This window comes from Stenotrophomonas sp. GD04024 (genome assembly GCF_029837545.1).
GTDB lineage: Bacteria > Pseudomonadota > Gammaproteobacteria > Xanthomonadales > Xanthomonadaceae > Stenotrophomonas > Stenotrophomonas forensis.
Genome location: NZ_JAOEDV010000157.1, coordinates 1 through 902, shown reverse-complemented (window position 1 = coordinate 902; position 902 = coordinate 1). Strand labels below are relative to the sequence as shown.

At 64.6% G+C, this 902-nt stretch carries 1 protein-coding gene; it reads right to left on the bottom strand.

Annotated features, from left to right (window positions below; translation table 11 throughout):
- On the bottom strand, positions 1-902 hold a 902-nt coding region (locus N7590_RS22080), incomplete at both ends, for a carbohydrate-binding protein (RefSeq protein ID WP_345781946.1).

Sequence of the window (902 nt, the reverse complement as noted above, 5' to 3'; positions counted from 1 at the left end):
CAGCGATCAGGCCTTGCGCGTTGAATGCCCCAATCTCAATGCGAACATTGCCGACACCAGAGTTGCGATATACCTCCGCACTCAGCACGTAACTGCCGGCGCCGGTGTTCACAAGCTGATCGCTGGAGACGCCACCGGGTGATGGGCCAACCGCCAGGTAGTTGCCATACTTCGGCTCGTTAAGGATCGCACTCTCGACCGCTGGCCGGCTCCAGTACGCGAAGCCTCTGGCATATGACGGGTCCTTGAGCATGTTCGGCGCACCGCTCAGCCTTGCCGAAACCTGCAGAATCGCACTGCCTTGGGAATCCACCCTGCCATCCAATTCAGTGACTTGGCTTTTCAGCTGCTGGAGCCCCTCGGCACTGGCCTTTGCATCCAAGGCCGCGTTGGTGGTGTCAATTCGCTGGCCCAGCGCGCTGTCGCGATCCACACTCGCCTGCTGGACGGCGTTCACGCTCGCCGTGCTCGCTTTGTCAACCAAGGCCGCATTGGTGCTGTCGAGGCGCTGGCCCAAGGCCGAGTCAGCATCGGCGCGTGCCTGCTGCTCGCTGGCCACCTGTGCGAATGTGGCGAGCGTGCCAGCGCCCGCCGGCATCCGCGCAACCACGGCATCCACGCGGCTGGCCTCAGCCTCAATGTCGCTGGCGTTCTTGGTGGACATGCTGATGGCCGCCGCCAGCGCGTCGCCCACCGAGGTGTAATCGCCGATGGCCTCCCACACCGCCGGGTCAGTGCCCGGCTCCACGTCCACGTTTTCGGCCAGCGCCCGATACAGGGTCCCCTCGTGGCGAACGAAATCACCGGCCGGGTAGGTCGTGCCGGCCGCCCATTCGTCGGCGCCGACAATGTCCTCCAGGATGCCGTTGAGCGCAGCGACCTGCTCATCCGTGTACTGACGC